Below are 17300 nucleotides of genomic sequence, written 5' to 3'. Positions count from 1 at the left end.
TTATCTTAGTTAATTGGCTTTAACAGCGAAATCAGGACGAATGGAACAATTTAGTAGACAAACAACCGTGCTAACCGCAAGATGAGCCTTGTTTTTAAAAGGAGCACAAAGTGACAGAAGAACAAAAAATCGTTTTTTTAGAAAAGGAATACTTTCACTTACAAGCACGTGTAGAAAGCTTTGATGCTAAGTCGCTAACCATTAAGGCGTGGAGTGTCTCATTGGCAATGGCTGTTTTAAGCTCGGGGGCATTTAGCAAAACGTACAATGTGTTGTTGTATGCGGCGATGGCGGCATTATTGTTTTGGCTAATCGAAGGGTACTGGAAAACATTTCAAAACGCTAATTATCAACGTATTGCAGAGATAGAAGGGTACTTAAACGGGACAATTACTGAGATTGATTGTTTACAAATAAATGCATCTTGGAGTCGTGAATACAATAAGCTAGGTAGAACGTTGTTTTATAGAAGCTTGTTTTGGCCTCATGTGATGTTACCGCACGGTATTATGACCTTGGGCTTTGCAATTAGTTATTTATATTTTATTTAAACAATCATAAAGAACACATCATACTGGTTAATAAATCGATTGTAATCGACACAATGGTGTGCGGTTTAAGTAATGGTTTTGCGAGGGTAGGTGTTTATTTGGCAATAACACGAAATCGATGTCGTTGTTGTTACAACAAACGCGTACAATTAGCAGCATAATTAGTATTAAGAGTTTAAGTAGTGGAATATCAGTTTATCAAAGATCCGATCGATGGGTTTCGACTATTGATTAGCGATGAACAAGCAAATATCGCCCGTTGGCTTGTTGACGAAACAGGCATTAGTAGCAGCGCGGTGAATGATTTACTCGTTGAAATTAATCAAAAAACAAACGCATTTACCCATGATGTAAATTTTCGAGGTAAAGAGATGATGATGTCGATTGTCGATGGAGAAGTTGCTGTACGTGTGAACCAACATGGCGTTAGCGATTTTGAACAAGAGCGGTTTGACCAAGAAATGTTATCGGTTGATACAACAAATGATCTAAGTGAGTGCGGCTTAGATGATTTTGTGTCTTTGCTACAAGACTGGTATCTTTTTCTTAAGGATAATCGCGTTTAAATAACTTGAATGTAAGATACAAAATTACGACGTATCAAAGTCTTGAAAATATAAAAGTACTTATTATTCCTAGCGAGTGATTTCTACTGAATTAAAGACTTAGGCTTGCTTAAATTGAGGTTATAATCAAATGTGTAGTTTATATTTGAGGTTAAATATTAGGAGTAGCTCCAATGAATAAAATAATCGCGCTATCAGCGCTTTTGATGTTAACTGCGTGTGGTGACAATGAAGTTAATAGCAATAACGACGTAAAACAAGAATTAAAACAAGAGTTAAAGCCTCAAGCACAGCAAAGCGTTAAAAAAGTAGAGACATCAGACAAGCTTAAAAACTTGGATAAAAAGGTTAGCATTGCAAAAACGGATAGCAAAACGTTTGAAGGTTTTAAAGAGCGTATTGAGCTTGCGCAATCTGACGTAAGTTGTGATACAAGTGCACAATGTTATGTCGTGTCAACCGGTTCTAACCCTTGTGGCGGCGCAAGTGGTTATGCAGTTTTATCATCAAAAACCAGCAATAAAGATGAGATTGAAGCACTTACAGCTGAACTTATTCGCTTAGAAAAGAGCAAACATGCTTTAGAGGGGACAATGGGGATTTGTCAGCACCTATTTGAACCAAAAGGCATGTGTAAAAATGAAAAATGTGTAGCGGTTGATGGCCCGCAAGAGGTTTATTAATACAAAAAAGGAAAGTGGCTAGCCACTTTCCTCGCTTTCAAATGATTAAGATGTTGTGTTGCTTATGGGTTGGCTTGCACGTTTAGTGTAATACCACTTGCTGCGCGATAACCGTATACATCAATGTACCAAGTACCTGCCTGTGGTGTGCTGAATGAACAAGACTCGTTGTTACCACTTTCATATGGGCGACAATCGTAGCTATTTGTTGTTGATTGAGCACCATGCGTTACATATAAGTCCGCATCACCAGTACCGCCAGACATAGTTACATTAAAATCAGTGTAACCAGCTGCTAGGTCAATTGTATAACGCTGCCAGCTGCGACGTGAAACTGATACATCGTTTACGGTATCGTTAATTGGCGTAAGTTCACCAGTGCCACCGTCATTACCTTCGGTGTAGCTTGCAGTAAGGCTTACATTGCTAAAGCTGCTGTAAGCTTTCAAGCGGACATAATAAGTACCGCCAGACTGCGTTAGATTACATGTTTCATTGTTACCAGATTTATATGGACGACACTCATAACTGCTGTCAGTTGGCGCTGCATTAAATTGCGTATATAAATCAGCGTCACCAGAGCCACCGCTCATTGATACTGTTACGTCGGTAGCGCCTGCTGGAACTTCAAATGTGTACAGGATCTCTTCATTAGTATTTGCACTAATACCTGATACTGTCTGACCGTTAACAAGTACATTCTCACCTGGGTTAGGTGGTGTTGTACCGCCCGAACAACCATTTGCTTGTAAATAGTCGATAGCGTCTTTCGCTTGCACTAAACCGTGACCGAATTTCACATCACGACCTGCTGCACCTAAATCTTCAGCCGTTGCATTTAATGCGCCACGAATATCGTCTGCGCTACAACTTGGGTGATGGCTCCATACTAGCGCTGCAACACCGGCTACATGTGGTGATGCCATTGAAGTACCGCTCATCATGCCGTAGTTACCAGTACCAATCTCAATTGTTGTTGATAGACCAGTTTGAGACAGCATTGCTGCACCGTCAGTATCGGTAGCTGTTACAGCTGGAATTGAAGTTTGGTTTGTATCGCCTAACGTACCGCCGAAACTACCTGCTGCATTGTTATAGATTACCGCGCCAACGCCGCCGCTATCTTGACAGTTTTTAACTTTGTCGTGGAATGAGATGTTACCGCGCTGAATTAGACATACTTTACCGTTTGCGCCTGAATCAGTAGATTCACCTGTAGCAAAATCATAAAGAGGTGCAGTAACTGAGCCGCTGTTTTCCATTGCGTTAACGCTGTATGCATTGCTGCCAACAGATAACGAAACAACTTGCCCCGTGCCTTCTGGGTAAGTTGAGTACACATCTACACCCGGTGCAGCAATCTCAACTTGGCTGTTCTTTTGTGAGAAATCGGCCAGTGCTTTTGCACTGTCAATCGCTGCTACAGACATTACTGAATCATATGATGCAGGGAAGCTTTCAATATCAGTAGTATTTGATGGGTTACCATCGTTACCAGCAGCCGCGATTAGTAATAAACCAGCGTCAGCAATTGCTTGAATACCATTACGCTCTGACGTGCTAGAACCTGAGCCACCAAGGCTCATGTTAATAACGTCGCTGCCTGCGTTTTTACATTCATTCATTGCCGCAACAAGATCAGATGAGTAACCCCAACCGCTTGCATTGAATACTTTAATAATATGAAGTGATGGATCTGAACCAATTACACCGCGTACACCAACACCATTGTCAATGGCTGCAATTGTACCCGCTACGTGTGTACCGTGAGGACCACCTTCTTGATACCAATTACCTGTACCACTGTTGTTTGTGCCAGTTACGGTACCGCCATTAGTGCCCATATCTTCATGTGGAAGGTCTAAACCTGAGTCGATTACACAGATTTTTTTACCATTATTTGCAGCTGATGCTACTGAATCATTAACCTGATCAGCTTGTACCATTGCAATGCCGTAAGGCTGTGTTTGTGCCATTAATCGGCGTGGTAAGTCTTCTTCAATGTATTCTACGTTAGGGTCGTTTTGTAATTGCTTTAATTGCGATTCTGATAGGCGCGCAATATTTGCATTAATTGATGCATTGAACTGTGCGTTATTAACGCCCATTTTTGATAAACGGTCAGAAGTTGCGAACTGAACATTTGTTGAGTTTGCAAAATTCATAAACGCTGAATTGTTTTTATATTTAATGATGTAGCGCTTTGGTAAAGGTGATTTTACAGCTGCACGGTCAGATAGGTTTAGTGTTAATAAGCCTTCAGCTTCAGTCGCTACAGCGGTGTTTACTGCAAGCGCTACCGCTGCCAGTGAACAAAGCTTAAGAGGTTTGTTTGTCATAATAGTTCCCAGGTTGTTGTCGTTATAGGAACTTGGAATGTAACAGTGAGTTACATACAGTTACAACTATTTAACATTTGCGAGTGTAAACGATTGTTAATGTATATTGTTTGAAAAACCTTTAATTACTTGACTCTTGAGCTTATTCCATGAAGAAAGATACTTAATATTATTGTTAAAATAGCAATGTCGACTAATTGTTCTGAGACTCCCTCTAATTGCTGCAATAAAATCAATGTAAAAACAACTGACGCTAAACCGCGAGGGCCAAACCATGCCAGTAAAAATCGTTGTTTAAGGTTAAGTTGCGTAAATAACAGGGACAACAACACGGGAATGACGCGCATAACAGTTAACGCGCATAATGAATAAAGTAAAACAAATAATGACACACCATCAATCAAATAATTAAAGGCAAAGTTACCAAAAATAAACCAGATTATGAGTGCACAAGTGTTAGCTAAGGCGCGGGCGTTACTGAGTCGCTGAGGTTTAAACGCTTTTTTAAATTTAAAATCAAACAACAAGCCTGCGGTGAAGGCGGCAAAAAAACCACTTCCGCCAAATAGTTGTGCAACTAAAAAGATTAAAATAGCGATAGCAACACAAATGAATACTTCATTTTGTTTGTTGTAAAGTCGGTATTTTTCAGAAAATATCACAAGCTTAAAGACGAGTATTGAAATAACAATAGCAACGATAACCGCAACGCCAATTTCTTTGACTGCAATGGTAAGTGTATTTGTCAGGTTTATGGTTTGTTGATTGCTCGCGGAATATAAAAGCAATAAAAATACCGGGACCGCTAAACCATCATTTAATCCGCTTTCAACGTTTACAGCCTCGCGTGTTTGCGCCGGAATTTTTTGATTGTCGATAAAGTTGCTGCTAAGCGCTGCGTCTGTTGGTGTTAAAATAATCGCTAACAAAGCTAAATGGATAAATGGCTCATCAGGAAACAAGGTGGTGCCGATATAGGTGCCAAATAAAAAGGTTAACGGCATTGCTATGAGTAACAGTAAAAGCGGATAGGCGTAGCTGTGCGTTAACACCGATATCTTTGCTTTCGCCGCATCGCCAAATAAGATGAGTGCCAAGGTGAGTTCGATATAAATTTGAAATGCAGAAACATCAAATTCTAAGTGGCTAGGTGCGCTAAAAAAATACGCAAAACAAAAGCCAAAAAACAGCATAAACATTGGGCCTGTGATGCTTAGTTGTCCAATGCGTTTGGCAAAAAGCGAATAGACGATAACTAAGCCCGTAATTGCGACGAAAATTGCGTATTCATTTTCCATAACTAGCTAATCTCTTTTTCCATGGCGGTGATTAAACGTCGCAACTGCCTTACTTCATAACTGCCATTACCCCTTTCTCTGTGAAGTAAGGGAGCATCTACCGTAAGCGCATTTCCACGAAGCTGCTTGTAACATGTCGCGATTTGTAATCCGATGTCACACAAACGATGCGGGGTTAACTGATTATTATCAAAAACATAAAGTACCTGTTCGGTAAGGTCTAGGTGGGCCAACAGTGGGCCTGAATCAGCGTTTTGTTGAGCAAATGCTTGCAGCGGCAATTGCGCTTTCTTAACTAGGTAAAGCAAGAACAAGTTGCGCATTTTATGAATGTCGTTTTTGTAGCGCGCAAACGCATCGCGCAACATGTGTTCGTCAATCGCTTTTGATTGTGTGATTGGCTTATTTTTTTTATTTAAAATTGGGTCGCTTTTTCGAAGTGTTTTTACCGGATTGTCTTTAATAATAGCAGCTTGCGTTAAGGCATCGCAGAAGTGGTTAAGCACAGTAAACATAGACGCGCGAGATTCATAACTCATTACCGCTGATTTAAAGGGGCGCCAGTTTTCATTAACACGTCGCTCGCCATTACATAGTTTAAAGCGCGCATTATGCTGTAATGTACACCAAGTGGTGTCCGGGGATTGGCAAAATAATGTATATGTGGTTAATAACTGTTTATTAATCGACGTCAAGCCGCAATTATGTTTGAACCAAAGCCATAGCAATAATTTTTCTATTTCATTACGAAAACGATTAAAACTGTTTTCGCTTTTTATGCCTACTTTCTGTAAGTACTTTAAACAAAACGTTAAGTCGTCTAATTGTGCCTGCGTTAACCTACTTAAATGTGTATAATTTCCAACATTAAAATGATGTTGTGCGTAATCGATTTGATAAGGCAGTTGAGCAAAAGTGTCGAATAACGGTTTAATCATTACACACGTCTTTTCCATGTTGGTGCTAAATTATTCTGGGGATCGTTTATGTCTTTAATTCAACACTATAGTGAACTACCTGACACGTTATTTCAATCGATTAAACCCGAACCACTTGAACAACCCAAAACTATCGTGTTTAACGATAAGTTGGCTTCAAGTTTGAATTTGCCTACGAGTTTTAATGCACAAAATCCAGCTATTTTAGCGGGTAATGATTTTATTGATTCGTGCAATCCTCTTGCACTTGGTTATGCGGGGCATCAATTTGGCAATTTAACGCCTCAGCTTGGTGATGGTCGTGCGCATTTGCTTGGTCAAGTGAGCGCAGAGAATACGTTACATTACGATTTGCAACTTAAAGGCAGTGGGCGAACGCGATACTCGCGCGGTGGCGATGGTCGCTCAACCCTTAGAGCTGCACTTCGAGAATATATTGTAAGTGAATACCTGCATAAACTGGGTATTGATACAACGCGCAGTCTGTACGTGGTTGCAGGCGACGATAAAATTATGCGCGATGATCTTGAGCAAGCCGCAGTGGTATGCCGAGTTGCAAAAAGTCATTTACGCATTGGCTCGTTCCAATACGCGGCGATGCATCAAGATAGTGGTGTGTTAAAAACACTTTCCGATTTCGCGATAAAGCAACTTTACCCAGAACTTATCGACCATGAAAATCCATACCTTGCATTGTTTGATGTTGTAAGTGATCGATTAGCTGATCTAGTCGCAAGTTGGATGGCTAATGGCTTTATTCACGGAGTTATGAATACCGATAATATTTTATTAAGTGCCGAGAGTATTGATTTTGGACCATGTGCATTTATGGGAGTGTATAAACCTGAGCAAGTGTTTAGCAGTATTGATAGGCAAGGGCGTTACGCGTACCGTAATCAACCGGGCATAATGCACTGGAATCTTGCGCGCTTAGCCGAGAGTCTCATTGGGCTCGTTGCGCAAGATGAAGACAAGTCGATATCATTACTTTCAAATGCATTGAATGTGTTTCCACAAAAATATGAAGACTTTTTCCATCAGCGAATGTGTGGAAAGCTCGCCCTTGACCCTAAAGAACCTCAATCAAAACCAGTTGTGCAAGCATTATTGAAGTATCTCGAACAGGAACAAAAAGATTTTAATGGTACGTTTAGTCAATTGGTAATCTCTGAAAAAAACATACATGGTGATTACGATATTGTTAAATCAGAATGGTTTAAGTTATGGCAATCACAGCGAAAATTGGACTTAATACCACGAATGTGTCATGTTACACAAAATGCATATTTTTCCAACAGCGACATTGAAACCTTGCTCGATAAGTGTGTAACTAGTCCCGAGCAGGCACCTCAAACCATTTCGCATTATTTTGCATTATTAAACAATCAAAGCGCTAACGAACTTCACGCTAACCACCATTTTGATACGAGTTATCGTACGTTTTGCGGCACATAACCACGTTAACCCATTGCACACTGCTATACTCTGAGGAAAACCCGATTAGCAGTTAAGTAGAGCCGAGAGCAGTTATGATAGACGTAATAAAACAACAAATAAGAAAGCGTATGTTTTGGGACTTAATTGCGCTGATTTTGTTATTTGTCGTGAGTTACTTTTTATTCCTGTTGTTCAACGTGATTGATTGGCTTCATCATATTAGCCACGAAGTAGGGGTGAGGGGGATTGCGGAAGTCATTCCTACGTTGTGTGTGTTGTCGTTAGGGTTTTCGGCGTATGCCTACAGACGTTGGCAAGATACAAAAGCGTTTTCGCTTTATGCCGAAGAATTGTCAATGATTGACCCAATGACAAATTTGCCTAACAGACGTGCCGTGCAACGCATATTGAATCAAGTAAACGAAAACAAAGAATACCCAGTAGGGGTGTTGTTAGTAGATATCGAAGGACTTGAAAATATTCGCTCATTACTTGGTCAGACCGTTATTGAACATGTTTTAATTGAAATTTTATACCATATTTCGAAAGAGCTAAGTGGCGAACAGCTTGTTGCATATTGGCAAGCAGGGCAGTTTATTTGTGTATGCCCAGGGCTTGAACAAGGTGACGTAGAAACGCTAAAAAAACGCTTTGAAGCAATTTCAATTAACAAAGACAAATTACTTGGGCAGCCGTTAAAATTCAGCTGCGCAGCAAGCTCTGTGTACAACAAAGCAGAATTAGAAAACCTATTTACTGAGCTTGAAGACCAATTGATTTAATTTTATCTAGAGATTGTATTAACCAGCTTTTTGAAGCGATACATTTTAGTTTTCAGGTTAGTTTAGTACCAACACGATAATATCGTTGTTGTTAATGCCGTTGCATTGATGCTGATGTATATCGCTTTTACTCGTTTTTAACACACATGACTCAAACCCGAGTGTTTCACATTTGTCGTAACATGCCAATTTTTTAGTCCAGTCAGTGTATTCTGACATAAGAATATTGAGTAAAAGCGTGCTTGTGATAACAAACAATAATGTAACTGCAATGGCTTTATTAAATGCAATTTTCATAGCGCTTTACCTTTATCACTCAATATTCCAAGTTTAGTACATTGTTAAAAATTGCATAGTTCAAACTTGGTTACTAAACCAATTAACAATCATTTTCAATAGCCTTTAAAATTGCTTAAACATTTTAGCTAGGTTATTGAATTTTTAATATAAAAACAGTCTTTTAGAACCCTTGTTTATCATTTTACATGCGCTAGAGTTATTATATCTAGTATCGCGTAGAGTAATCGTAATGAAAGGAAATAAAGACGTACTTGTAACGTTAAATCAAGTGCTTACACATGAATTAACGTCAATTAATCAGTTTTTTTTACACGCACGTATGTTTAAAAATTGGGGCCTAGAGGAACTAAATGAAAAGGCCTATAAAAAATCAATTAAAGACATGAAACAAGCGGATGATTTAATTGAACGCATTTTATTCTTAGAAGGTTTACCAAACCTTCAGCATTTAGAGCGTTTGCGTATAGGCGAAAACGCCACTGAAATGCTTGAATGTGACCTCGCTATGCAAATGGACCAAGTTCCTTTATTAAAACAAGCAATCGCATTGTGTGAAGACAAACAAGATTATGTCAGCCGAGAACTACTCGAAGATATTCTAGAGTATGAAGAAGATTATATTGATTGGTTAGAAACACAGCTCTCACTGATCGGTAACATCGGCATTGAAAATTACCTACAAAGCCAAATTGAGGAGTAAGTGATGAAAGGCAATCAGAAGATTATTGATTTACTTAACCGCCAGCTTACACTTGAATTAACGTCAATGGATCAGTATTTGGCGCACGGTAAAATTTATGAAGATTTAGGCATTGAAAAGCTACACAAGCAATTAGCTCACGAATATGAAGAAGAGCTAGAGCATGCCAACAAATTGATTGAGCGTATTCTATTTTTAGAAGGATCACCGGATACAGCGTCACGTAAACCAATTAACGTTGGCAGCAACGTGCAAGAAATGCTCGAAAATGATTTAGCAGCAGAGCACATGGTTCAGCAAAGTCTTATCGAAATCATTAAAGTATGTGAAGACGAAAAAGACTATGTAACACGCGAAATACTCGAAACCTTACTAGATGATACCGAAATGGATCATATCTATTGGTTAGAGCAGCATCTGAACTTAATTAAACTGATTGGATTACCAAATTATATTCAGTCACAAATGAAAAGTGATACCCCGTAGAAAAGGCCTTTATGGCCTTTTTTATTTTCGAGCTACTCCGTACTCTTGTTTAAATTACCGCCTGCGCTTTGTTCTACTGCGCATATTTAGCCCACAAAAACATTCCAAAACAACGTTTCAGCGTACATGTGTGCATATTTAAAAGTGTAATTAAATCAAATGCATAGTTGTTAAATGTAATAAATTTATTAATTTTTTTAACTAGAGTAATTGATCTAAACAAAATTTTATGACGTAATGTATAAAAATTATCTGGTCGGATGAGTAGCCATGAGTTTAAGAACAAGTTTGAAAAAAGTATTACCAAGTATCTCTGTAACAGAGCAAGAAGCCTTAGATGCAGGCGATGTTTGGTTGGAAGGTTCTATCTATCAAGGTAAGCCTGATTTTGATGCGTTACGTGCAGTGCCTGAAGCAAAACTAAGCGATGAAGAGCAAGCATTCCTAGATGGTCCAGTAGCGCAATTGTTAGACATGATTGATGAAACTGAGATCCAAAGTTCAAATCATTTACCTGACAATATTCTTGAGTTTATTAAATCAAATCGTTTCTTTTCACTGATTATTCCTAAACAGTATGGCGGTTTAGAGTTTAGCCCATATGCGAATTCAACGATTGTTGCGACTATCGCTACCAAAAGTACAGCTGTTGCAGTAACGGTTATGGTACCAAACTCACTTGGACCGGGTGAGCTACTTATGCACTATGGTACGGAAGAGCAGCGTCAGCACTACTTGCCTAAATTAGCTATCGGCCAAGATATTCCATGTTTTGCACTAACAAGCCCTGAAGCGGGTTCTGATGCTGGCGGTATTCCAGACCAAGGTATCGTAACTATGGGCGAATACCAAGGCAAACAGGTACTTGGTTTAGAGTTAACGTGGGATAAGCGTTATATCACGCTTGCACCAATTGCAACGGTACTTGGCCTTGCAGTGAAAGTAAAAGATCCACAAGGTCTACTTGGTGGCGAAGAAGATTTAGGCATTACCTGTGCGCTAATTCCAAAAGATCATCCAGGTGTTGAACTGGGTAATCGCCATAACCCAATGGGCATTAAATTCTACAATGGTACAACACGTGGTCAGAGTGTTTTTGTACCGATGGAATTTATCATTGGTGGTCAAAAGAACATTGGTCGCGGTTGGCAAATGCTTGTAAGTTGTCTGGGCGCGGGCCGTGGTATCTCATTACCAGCATTAGGTTGTTCAACTGCACACGTAGCACTTAAATCAGCGTCAGAATACGCAGCAGTGCGTGAGCAATTTGGTTTAAGCATTGGCTTATTTGAAGGTATTCAAGAAAAATTGGCTGATATTGCGGGCAAAACGTACTTACAAGAAGCAATGCGTGTATTAACAACAGAAGGTTTGGGCTTAGGCTTAAAACCATCAGTTGTAACTGCAATTGCAAAGTATCATATGACAGAGCTTGGCCGTGATGTACTAAATTCAGCAATGGATATTCAAGCCGGTAAAGCAATTCAATGTGGTCCGCAAAATACCTTAGCGCAAGGTTACCTTGGTCAACCAGTTGCAATTACAGTAGAAGGTGCAAACATTCTTACGCGTAACCTTATGATCTTTGGTCAAGGTGTAATGCGTTGTCACCCACATCTACAAAGCATGGTTGAATCAATTCACAGTACTGAAAAAAATGCAGACGCTACGTTCCGTGGCTTGTTAACAAAAACAGTTGGCTACAGTGTTGGTAACAGTTTAAGTGCATTTACTAAAGGTTTACTGCCATTTACTGCAGGCGCGAAGTCAAAACTGTCTGAAGTGCGTCAGTACGAAAAAGCGGTAAATAGACTTTCAGCAAAACTTGCAGTATACGCAGACTTTTCATTACTTGTACTTGGCGGCAAACTTAAGCAAGCTGAACTACTATCAGCGCGCTTAGGTGATGTAATGAGTTATTTATACGCAGCAATGGCATCAATTCGTTACTACGAGCAAAAAGTGTCTGTTGAAGACCGTGCACAAGCAGCACCGTACTTCCATTACGCAACACGTTGGGCCATTGCACAAGCTGAAAACGCAATAAGCGATTTCTTAGCAAACTTCCCATCAGGTGCAACACGTAAGTTTATGCGACTAATTACAGTAACGTACTCTGAAAGCACAATGCGTATCAATGATGATTTGGTAAGAGAACTTGCGCATCAGTGCCAGTTAAATACCAAATTTAAAAAGCAATTAACGCATTTAGTACATGCTTCAAGTGGCGATGGACACGACATTAACCAGCAAGCGTATCTAGCTAAACTAGAGTGTTTAGATATGCTAGCTAAGATTAAAAAGTCACTACGCAAGAGAGAAATCAAAGCCGGCGTACGTTTCGCTGAAACTCTCGATAATGCATTGGTAGCAAACGTTATCACGGCAGACGAGTATAAAATGCTAGTCGATTACAACGTAAAACGTGAGCTTGCAATACGCGTTGATGAATTCGATTTTGATATGAATTTGCTAAAGCCAGAACAGGCAAAGCTAAAACAAGTTAGCTAATTAGAATCCTAACGTACTTGCAAAGCCAATCCATGTGATTGGCTTTTTTTATGTTCTTGTTACAATAGGCGCGATTTTTAATAGCAATTCTGTTAAGTGTGAGACTAGGGATAGCGCTGGATAAATGAAATGATACCAAGGCGGAATATTTCTTATGTAGTTGTTCCACATTGATACATTCTTACGTCGTTATCATGATATTTATTCCGCGAGGATGATCAGCTACTTCAGTGAATTGGTATTAGTATTACGACACTATTAACTAGAATACTTAGCGATTTGGGTAACAAGAGAGCAGTATGAAAAAAACCTTCCTTTTATCGATTTTTATAATGTGTTTTTCACTCTCAGCTGAACAATCAGAGCTAGCGTTAGTGATGAAAGAAATGGCACTAAGTTACAAACAAGCCAAAACAGCGCAAACATCAGATGAGTTGCTTACTCATTTAACTGATATTGAAAAGGCCTTACGTAAGTCGCAACAAATTGGCTTTAACCGTGAGTCGGAGACATCGAACCAAGGAATCGAGCGTGTACTTAAACACGTTGCGTTAATTAAGCAAAACGTAAACGATTTGCCAACTGCTAAAAAACAATTGACCAAAATTGATAAATTACGCAAGCAATATCACAAAATTCATGAGCCCAGTTTCTGGCAGCTATTATTTGGTAACTAACTGTTAATAATTGTAATTTGACTTGATAAATCACTTTTCAATTTGCATTATATTGCGTCGTTATTCGGTGTTTCTTTTATAACCTTGATAGCGTCTTAGCACTTATCTAACAGATAAGAGCGTTTTAATCGGTTCCGGTGCGCGATCACCGTTTTATTTTCATTTTAAGGACAATAATGAAACCCTTAACTTATTTACTTCTTATCATTGTCAGCGTGTTTTCACTTAATTTACATGCAAAAAACCATAATCAATTTGCATATTACGGTTTGAGTTTACAACAGCAAAAATTTAAATCGCTTGATTTTAAAGCATCAGTTGTGGACGAAAACCTCGGTGAATATAAGTATAAATCCAGTGATAGTGGTTTTGGTGCACGGGTTTTAGTTGGCTTTCAATTTAACCGATTTGTTGCCATAGAAGGCGGTGTGTCGCGTTTTGCGGTAGCCGATTTCAAAGTGTCAGAGCAAAGCTCCGATAGCAAAGGTAAAAAAACAAGTATCACAAAGCATAAAGGCGAATTTGAAACGTTAGCGGCAGATTTACGTCTGGTCGGTACATTTCCTATAAATGATAAGCTATTTTTAAAAGCGCAGGTGGGCTTGACCGGTTGGGACAATAAAATGGAGCAACTAATATATCAAGACAGTGCATTAGCCACACAAAAAATTGACGACCGCGGCACGTCATTAGTCAGTGGGTTGGGAATCGGTTACGGCATCAGCAAATCAATGGCGCTTACCCTAGATTATGAGAAAACTGAAATCGCTGAAATTAAAACCGATACCTTAAGTGTGTCGTTACTGTTCCGATTTTAAATTCAGTACTTAGCGATATTTTTAATATCGCTAAGTATTCGATTATAAATCTTTCAGGCGTTTGAGTAATTTATGCGCATTTGACACACAATTTAGCTGTTGTGGCGGGTAGCTCAAAGTGCGCTCAAGTAGGCGCAAACATTTACTTAACTGTTCGTCGCCTATTTCACAGTTATTAACCAAGTAATCTACCGCTTCTAGCGCAACAATTTCATGTATAAAGCCATTTGCTGTGATAACGCCATATTTACCTGCCAAAAATAATTGCCAATGGTTTTGAATTTGCTCTTCAAGATTTTCAAAGTATTCGGCGTTAAGTTCAAAGCCTTTTGCCGCCAAATCGTTTACTGATTTTGCATATTGCTGATAGAACAAAGTATATGCTTGCGCTGAGCTCAACTCTGAATGATTTTTTAACAAATCTATCCATTTAGTATAGCCTCGGGCGTAATACTCTTGTTCTTCATTGAAATCACAAATGCCAAAAAACGAGCTCGACTGCACTTGGTTTTTTAAATGATAGGCGGCGCTTGGCAAAATACAGGCGTCTTGCCACTCATTTAAGGTGTGCTCTTTTACCCCTGTGTGCAAAGAAAGCTGTTTTAACGAATAGAAATAATCTTCGAAGTATTCTGATATAGCCATTGCAAAATAATAAACTGTATATTTATACAGTAATCTTATCGTAACTAATAAAAATAACAACAAATTTTAACTAAGACTTGTTACCTACTTACGTGACACCTTGTTTATGGTTAAAATAGTGCAAATTTTTATAATGATAAGTAGCTATGACAAACGTTGCCACAATTAAACAAGCGAGTCTAATCACCGCAATTAAAACGCCTTACCACTGCAATGGTGAAATTGATTTACCCACTTACGACATGCTAGTTGAAAAGCAAATCGAAGCTGGTGTAGATGGCATTATTGTGGGTGGTACAACGGGCGAAGGCCAGTTAATGAACTGGGAAGAGCATTTAATGCTTATCGCCCACAGCGTTAACAAATTTAAAGGCCAATTACTTATTATTGGTAACACCGGCAGTAACAATACTAAAGAAGCAATTAAAGCCACAGAATATGGTTTTGCTACAGGTATGGATGCAGCACTGCAGATTAATCCTTACTACGGACGCACGTCAAATCAAGGGGTTATTGCTCACTTTGAACGTGTATTAGCGATTGGCCCTGCATTTATTTACAATGTACCGGGGCGTACGGGTCAAGATTTAACACCTGATATTATTGAACAGCTTGCTCAGTCAGAAAACTTTATTGGTGTAAAAGAATGCGCCGGTAATGAGCGAATTGAATATTATGAAAGCAAAGGCATCGCATGTTGGTCTGGTAACGACGACGAAGCCCATGAGAGTCGCCATAAAGCCAAATCACATGGTGTGATTTCAGTTACGTCAAATTTAATTCCGGGTGTATTTCGCGAATTAATGGACCGTGAAAATAATGAACTTAACGACCAATGCCAGCAATTAATGGCGTGGTTATTTTGTGAGCCAAATCCAATTGCGATTAATACCGCATTGGTGTTATCGGGCGCGGTAAAACCTGTATTCCGCTTACCATATGTGCCGCTAAACGATCAGCAAATCGAAATAGGCATGGGATTAATGCGCCAGTTTGAAGATAAACTGGTTGGCGGTTCGCTTAATCAACTCGCACAAAGCGATTTTATCGTTACCCCATAACGCCCGTTTTTATTAGAGCGATCGGTTAAACGATCGCTTTTAGCTATTCTGCACAGTACTTTCCTTGTTATAATTAACATAATTCCCTCAATAGGTTTCCAATATTATGAATTTCAAATCCTTTAGCTTTGCTGACTCGATTTTATCAGCACTAGAGAAAATGGGTTATGAATCACTAACGCCAGTACAGAAAATGGCGATACCACATGTACGTCGTGGTCACGACGTGCTTGCAAGTGCGCAAACAGGCACAGGTAAAACAGCAGCGTTTGCGCTGCCGATTATTCAAAAACTACTTGATAGTAACGCCAATGGTGAGTCAATTCGCGCTGTGATTTTAGCGCCGACGCGTGAACTAGTTGATCAAATTGATCACAACATTAAGCAATTTACGGCGTTTAACAATTTAAAGTCGGTTGCAATTTTCGGTGGTGTAGAGCACGACAAACAAATTAACCGTGTTAATAAAGGCTGCGATATTCTTGTCGCAACGCCAGGGCGTTTAATTGAACACTTACGTAAAGGCAATTTTGCGCTTAATAACGCGTGTCATGTAGTACTTGACGAAGCAGACCGTATGTTAGACATGGGCTTTCGCTCTGATATTGAAACCATCTTAGAGCAATGTGACAAAGATAAACAAACATTGTTGTTTTCAGCAACGTATCCGTCGGCAGTTAAACAGTTTGCTACAAAAGCACTTAAAAATCCCAAAATTGTTCAGGTAAGTAGAGATAACGAAACGGCTAGTACCATCACCCACGTTGCGTATCCCGTATCAAACGACAGAAAATTAGAGCTATTGTCAGAGCTTATTTGTCGTAAGGGATGGAAGCAAGTACTGGTTTTCGTCAACATGAAAGAAGATGTGCAGTTAATTGTTGACGAGCTTACTCAATACGGCGTTACTGTTGGTGTGATGCATGGCGATAAAAGCCAAGGTAATCGTCGCCGCGCATTACGTGAATTTAAAAATGGGAAAACCACTATTTTAGTGGGTACGGAAGTGGCGGCTCGCGGTTTGGATATTGCCGGACTACCTCGCGTAATTAACTTTGATTTGCCATACCTTGCTGAAGATTATGTTCACCGTATCGGGCGTACAGGTCGCGCGGGTCAAAAGGGCTTTGCTATTTCATTAGTTAGTCGTGAAGAAGAGCATGTACTTGCGCAAATTGAAGATTTAATTCAAGACAAAGTTAAGCGTATTTATTACCCTGGCTTTGAAGTAAGTAACCGCGATGGCTTAATTAAAAAAATTGGTAAAAAAACCTCACTGCAAAAGCGTATTCGCTCTAACAGAGCAACACAGTACGGTGCAGAAGCTAAGATGCAAAATCGTCAGAAAATCAGAAAAACATTTAAAAAGTAACAACCAAGTTTAGTATTTCGCTGTTCTCGAATAGCTGATAAAGCGAAATTTAAATACAAAAAAGGAGCATTTACTGCTCCTTTTTTATTTTAAATTGATAATAGCTTACGCTAATAGCGCTTTGCAGCCTTAACCT

Annotated in this window: 17 protein-coding genes; 12 read left to right on the top strand and 5 right to left on the bottom strand. The window is 39.4% G+C overall.

All coding sequences use genetic code 11. From position 1 onward, the window contains the following. Positions 1-110 precede the first annotated feature (110 nt). The 3 genes from L1068_RS07610 to L1068_RS07600 all read left to right on the top strand — a co-directional run bounded on the left by L1068_RS07610 (position 111) and on the right by L1068_RS07600 (position 1800). The gene (locus tag L1068_RS07610) at positions 111-551 is read left to right on the top strand and encodes a hypothetical protein (RefSeq protein ID WP_237129746.1); all 441 of its coding nucleotides are present in this window, start codon (positions 111-113) and stop codon (positions 549-551) included. Positions 552-733: 182 nt separating this feature from the next. Next, complete coding sequence (locus tag L1068_RS07605) at positions 734-1117, top strand: YacL family protein (protein ID WP_237129745.1); 384 nt, start codon at positions 734-736, stop codon at positions 1115-1117. 173 nt (positions 1118-1290) lie between these two features. Then, positions 1291-1800, top strand: a complete 510-nt coding sequence (locus L1068_RS07600) for a hypothetical protein (RefSeq protein ID WP_237129744.1) — start codon at positions 1291-1293, stop codon at positions 1798-1800. Positions 1801-1862: 62 nt separating this feature from the next. On the opposite strand, the gene L1068_RS07595 is transcribed toward L1068_RS07600, so the two are convergent. The 3 genes from L1068_RS07595 to L1068_RS07585 form a co-directional block, all read right to left on the bottom strand. After that, complete coding sequence (locus tag L1068_RS07595) at positions 1863-4139, bottom strand: S8 family serine peptidase (RefSeq protein ID WP_237129743.1); 2277 nt, start codon at positions 4137-4139, stop codon at positions 1863-1865. Positions 4140-4264: 125 nt separating this feature from the next. Continuing rightward, complete coding sequence (locus L1068_RS07590) at positions 4265-5437, bottom strand: cation:proton antiporter (protein WP_237129742.1); 1173 nt, start codon at positions 5435-5437, stop codon at positions 4265-4267. A 2-nt stretch (positions 5438-5439) separates the two neighbouring features. Beyond that, positions 5440-6375, bottom strand: a complete 936-nt coding sequence (locus L1068_RS07585; RefSeq protein ID WP_237129741.1) for a hypothetical protein — start codon at positions 6373-6375, stop codon at positions 5440-5442. 48 nt (positions 6376-6423) lie between these two features. Here L1068_RS07585 and L1068_RS07580 point away from each other — a divergent pair, with 48 nt between their 5' ends. Both L1068_RS07580 and L1068_RS07575 read left to right on the top strand, forming a co-directional pair. Next, positions 6424-7830: a YdiU family protein gene (locus tag L1068_RS07580; protein ID WP_237129740.1), complete on the top strand. Its 1407-nt coding sequence runs from the start codon at positions 6424-6426 to the stop codon at positions 7828-7830. A gap of 74 nt (positions 7831-7904) precedes the next feature. Next, on the top strand, positions 7905-8594 hold the full coding sequence (locus L1068_RS07575) for a diguanylate cyclase (protein ID WP_237129739.1): 690 nt from the start codon (positions 7905-7907) through the stop codon (positions 8592-8594). Positions 8595-8651: 57 nt separating this feature from the next. Here L1068_RS07575 and L1068_RS07570 read toward each other — a convergent pair whose 3' ends face one another. Then, the gene (locus L1068_RS07570; protein WP_237129738.1) at positions 8652-8891 is read right to left on the bottom strand and encodes a hypothetical protein; all 240 of its coding nucleotides are present in this window, start codon (positions 8889-8891) and stop codon (positions 8652-8654) included. Positions 8892-9123: 232 nt separating this feature from the next. Here L1068_RS07570 and bfr (L1068_RS07565) point away from each other — a divergent pair, with 232 nt between their 5' ends. The 5 genes from bfr (L1068_RS07565) to L1068_RS07545 all read left to right on the top strand — a co-directional run bounded on the left by bfr (L1068_RS07565) (position 9124) and on the right by L1068_RS07545 (position 14086). Continuing rightward, entirely contained in the window at positions 9124-9594 is a 471-nt protein-coding gene (gene bfr, locus L1068_RS07565) for a bacterioferritin (RefSeq protein WP_054979786.1), read from the top strand. 3 nt (positions 9595-9597) lie between these two features. Beyond that, the gene (gene bfr, locus L1068_RS07560) at positions 9598-10080 is read left to right on the top strand and encodes a bacterioferritin (protein WP_237129737.1); all 483 of its coding nucleotides are present in this window, start codon (positions 9598-9600) and stop codon (positions 10078-10080) included. 270 nt (positions 10081-10350) lie between these two features. Continuing rightward, entirely contained in the window at positions 10351-12591 is a 2241-nt protein-coding gene (locus L1068_RS07555; RefSeq protein ID WP_237129736.1) for an acyl-CoA dehydrogenase, read from the top strand. Between the two features lie 299 nt (positions 12592-12890). Further along, the gene (locus tag L1068_RS07550; protein WP_237129735.1) at positions 12891-13268 is read left to right on the top strand and encodes a cytochrome b562; all 378 of its coding nucleotides are present in this window, start codon (positions 12891-12893) and stop codon (positions 13266-13268) included. A 176-nt stretch (positions 13269-13444) separates the two neighbouring features. After that, positions 13445-14086, top strand: a complete 642-nt coding sequence (locus L1068_RS07545) for a porin family protein (protein ID WP_237129734.1) — start codon at positions 13445-13447, stop codon at positions 14084-14086. Between the two features lie 42 nt (positions 14087-14128). Here the strand turns inward: L1068_RS07545 and L1068_RS07540 are convergent, their stop codons facing one another. Further along, complete coding sequence (locus L1068_RS07540; RefSeq protein WP_054979791.1) at positions 14129-14731, bottom strand: DUF6058 family natural product biosynthesis protein; 603 nt, start codon at positions 14729-14731, stop codon at positions 14129-14131. Positions 14732-14877: 146 nt separating this feature from the next. Here L1068_RS07540 and dapA point away from each other — a divergent pair, with 146 nt between their 5' ends. After that, positions 14878-15792, top strand: coding sequence for a 4-hydroxy-tetrahydrodipicolinate synthase (gene dapA / locus L1068_RS07535; protein WP_237129733.1), 915 nt, complete (start codon positions 14878-14880; stop codon positions 15790-15792). A 106-nt stretch (positions 15793-15898) separates the two neighbouring features. Then, positions 15899-17164, top strand: coding sequence for a DEAD/DEAH box helicase (locus tag L1068_RS07530; RefSeq protein ID WP_237129732.1), 1266 nt, complete (start codon positions 15899-15901; stop codon positions 17162-17164). Positions 17165-17300: the final 136 nt, after the last annotated feature.

It is taken from the genome of Pseudoalteromonas sp. MMG024 (assembly GCF_021654175.1).
Lineage (GTDB): Bacteria > Pseudomonadota > Gammaproteobacteria > Enterobacterales > Alteromonadaceae > Pseudoalteromonas.
The sequence above is the reverse complement of the archived record's forward strand: the minus strand, read 5'-3'. Positions and strand labels throughout refer to the sequence as shown.

What these genes read in the sequence shown, in the direction of transcription:
- L1068_RS07545 (WP_237129734.1), top strand. Translation starts at nt 13,445, where the DNA reads ATGAAACCCTTAACTTATTTACTTCTTATCATTGTCAGCGTGTTTTCA.
- L1068_RS07540 (WP_054979791.1), bottom strand. Translation starts at nt 14,731, where the DNA reads ATGGCTATATCAGAATACTTCGAAGATTATTTCTATTCGTTAAAACAG.
- L1068_RS07570 (WP_237129738.1), bottom strand. Translation starts at nt 8,891, where the DNA reads ATGAAAATTGCATTTAATAAAGCCATTGCAGTTACATTATTGTTTGTT.
- bfr (WP_054979786.1), top strand. Translation starts at nt 9,124, where the DNA reads ATGAAAGGAAATAAAGACGTACTTGTAACGTTAAATCAAGTGCTTACA.
- bfr (WP_237129737.1), top strand. Translation starts at nt 9,598, where the DNA reads ATGAAAGGCAATCAGAAGATTATTGATTTACTTAACCGCCAGCTTACA.
- L1068_RS07530 (WP_237129732.1), top strand. Translation starts at nt 15,899, where the DNA reads ATGAATTTCAAATCCTTTAGCTTTGCTGACTCGATTTTATCAGCACTA.
- L1068_RS07550 (WP_237129735.1), top strand. Translation starts at nt 12,891, where the DNA reads ATGAAAAAAACCTTCCTTTTATCGATTTTTATAATGTGTTTTTCACTC.
- L1068_RS07600 (WP_237129744.1), top strand. Translation starts at nt 1,291, where the DNA reads ATGAATAAAATAATCGCGCTATCAGCGCTTTTGATGTTAACTGCGTGT.
- L1068_RS07590 (WP_237129742.1), bottom strand. Translation starts at nt 5,437, where the DNA reads ATGGAAAATGAATACGCAATTTTCGTCGCAATTACGGGCTTAGTTATC.
- L1068_RS07595 (WP_237129743.1), bottom strand. Translation starts at nt 4,139, where the DNA reads ATGACAAACAAACCTCTTAAGCTTTGTTCACTGGCAGCGGTAGCGCTT.
- L1068_RS07575 (WP_237129739.1), top strand. Translation starts at nt 7,905, where the DNA reads ATGATAGACGTAATAAAACAACAAATAAGAAAGCGTATGTTTTGGGAC.
- dapA (WP_237129733.1), top strand. Translation starts at nt 14,878, where the DNA reads ATGACAAACGTTGCCACAATTAAACAAGCGAGTCTAATCACCGCAATT.
- L1068_RS07580 (WP_237129740.1), top strand. Translation starts at nt 6,424, where the DNA reads ATGTCTTTAATTCAACACTATAGTGAACTACCTGACACGTTATTTCAA.
- L1068_RS07555 (WP_237129736.1), top strand. Translation starts at nt 10,351, where the DNA reads ATGAGTTTAAGAACAAGTTTGAAAAAAGTATTACCAAGTATCTCTGTA.
- L1068_RS07585 (WP_237129741.1), bottom strand. Translation starts at nt 6,375, where the DNA reads ATGATTAAACCGTTATTCGACACTTTTGCTCAACTGCCTTATCAAATC.